This window comes from Desulfosarcina sp. (assembly GCF_041551955.1).
Lineage (GTDB): Bacteria > Desulfobacterota > Desulfobacteria > Desulfobacterales > Desulfosarcinaceae > Desulfosarcina.
The window spans coordinates 1-2,509 of record NZ_JBFELV010000580.1; the positions used below are offsets into that span (position 1 = coordinate 1).

Genomic DNA, 2,509 nt, shown 5'->3' on the forward strand with positions numbered 1-2,509 from the left:
GGAGCGTTAATCCTACCGGCGTGCCGAATGGTCAAATTACCGTCGGGTTTGAAGCCTCTTTTCTGGCACCAGGCTACTGGTTTGATGAAAATAGTGTTGACCTGGCCACCCTGGTTGCCGATCCACTTGCATTTGTCCTGGGGTATGCCACAACGAATGCTTCGTATGTTGAAAATCCAACGAATTTAGTCGTGAATGAGTTGGCCAACGAATTTGCCGGCGTGGCGAACCCGCCGAACGATCCACCGTTTGACCTCTTCGTGTCCACCAACGGCCAATACCGTCTGGACGCGGTCCCAGAGCCCGGCACCATGCTGCTGCTGGGCGCCGGTTTGATCGGCTTTGCCGCAGTATCAAGAAGAAAATTTTTCAAGAAATAAGAACGATAGTGAACCGCAACACACGGGGAAGCCTTCGGGCTTCCCCGTTTTTTATGGGTCAGTTCAGATTCAACCGTCGTGAGAATGGGATCGCGCAAGAAGGTTAAAAACCAAGACCATCTTTCAATTTAACGCTTCTCTGATATGCGGTAATGTAGCGCACCGGGTGAAAACGGGCCTTCTATCCGGGCCCGCTTTCGAAGAAGAAACAGATTGGAAAGCGTTGGCAACCTGTAAAAATCAACCTTCGTTTAGGAAACTTTCCATTTTCTTCCGGTGCGTGCCGTGTTTAATCGCCCTGCCGTAGCCGAAACGAAACAACATCACCTGCCCATGCTTATTCATATCCACCCCGGGGAAGAGTTCTTGATAGTTCTCCCACACTGCTTCCAACAGTTCCCGGTGGGGTTTTGAAAAACCCGCTTTGCCTTCCAGCACCCACCTCATCCGAAAAAGCGTGACGGCGGTCATGGGCTGCATGCAGAGACCTGTCTTGCTTATTGTCAGCCAGATGCGTTCGAGTGCCTGCCCGCCGACCAAAAAGTCACGGGGCCGCATTCCCTCGACCGTCAACAATGCCGCACCGGGCGCGCTCAACATGCCACCCACCGCATGCAGCGCCACCATGCGTCCCACCCCCAATTTGTTGGCCATGTTCATGACCGGCCAGGGTCGTGTGGCCTTCAGGAATATCTCTCCGGCAAGCCCGGCTTCGAGGTTCTTGATCGGCAGGCCGTCTTTTTTTTCCTGGGCTTCGGCATCGGTAAAACGGATCATGTGGCACAGATGCTCGTGCAGCGGGCGGTATTCAGTGCGAATGCGGTCGACCTGGTAGACGATTTTGGCCAGGTTTCGGAGATCCGGTTTTTTTGTGACGATGTGCAAACTGGCTTTTGGAAAACCTGAAGGCGATGCTTTAATCGCATCGATCACAGTGGCCGGTATGGATTGATGGCGATAGAAAGTTCGGTTGGTGTTGCGTTGCCACAGGGATTCGGAAAGGGGATCTTTTTGCACCGACGGTTCATCGGACCGCAAGGCCAGTGTTGCCATGTGGTCAGCCGTTTCGCCGGCCGGCAGGTAGTCAATGTGCGCACCGAGACCCAGATCGCCGGCTGCTATCCACATGTTCTCGAGCACCGCGCCGCTGGAGATGATCGATGCGATCTGCTGGACGTTGAAAAAAGAGTGGTCCGCATCTTTATCCAGGTACAGATCTATCGTGTCGCCGTGACAGGCGAATTTCCATGGCTGGGCATTGTCTCCCGACGGCGCCTGGATTCCCGCTTCGATGAGGTAACGAATTTTATCCTTAGTCACCGCTTGATCACCAGGGGCGATCCGGGGCACGTCGGCCGCGGGTCGCCTGAACGATGGTTTATTGCGTTCCAGTAAAAAGCCTGCCGCCCTCATTTTTACCTTTTGGATTGGGTTTCGGTTGCCTAACTGAAGTTTGCCCTTGTGGTATTTTTGCGAGTAGGGATCAAACTGGAAAAAATAAGGCACCGGTTTGACCTTGCCGCGATCTAATAAGATCCGCACCGCCTCGGTGGCCGCCATTCCGGCACATATCTGACAGGCGATATTCAGCGACGGGCCGGCCTTTGATCCGAAATCAACCTTTGCCAGGTCCATGTATCGGATGTGGGTGGCGCGAGGCGCCAGACCCAATGCAAAAGCCAGGTATTGATCTTCGGGGGACATGCCTTCCACAATATTGAAATATTCGTCAAAGGACATGCCGTCGTGCGGTGAAAAGATAAGCATGGCCGAACTGAACCCCATGGGACCCGCCGTGATCACATAGACGCCTTTCTCACGGGCCCGGTTGAAAAGCTGCCGACGGATGTCGAACTGGAAGAAATCAAGACCGTCCAGGACCACATCGACACCGTCGAGAAATGCATCTATATTGGCTTCATTGACCCCGTCGGGAAAGGGTTTGATCTTAAGGTAGGGATTGATCTTGATGGCTTGGTCGATCATGACATCCAGCTTGGGTTTCCCTAAATCAGACACCCGAGCGCCATACTGGCGGTTGACGTTTGCCGTTTCGAACGTGTCGAAGTCGGCCAAGTGGAATCGGCCGACGCCCGTGCGGGCCATGGTCACCAGGTGCACCCCGCCCA

Annotated in this window: 2 protein-coding genes; one reads left to right on the forward strand and one right to left on the reverse strand. The window is 54.1% G+C overall.

The window, feature by feature from the left end; translation table 11 throughout:
* On the forward strand, nt 1–380 hold a 380-nt coding region (locus ABYV26_RS24405), incomplete at its 5' end, for a PEP-CTERM sorting domain-containing protein (protein WP_372683950.1).
* 240 nt (nt 381–620) lie between these two features.
* Here the strand turns inward: ABYV26_RS24405 and ABYV26_RS24410 are convergent.
* A partial coding sequence (locus tag ABYV26_RS24410) for a ThiF family adenylyltransferase (protein WP_372683951.1) occupies nt 621–2,509 on the reverse strand: 1,889 nt, incomplete at its 5' end.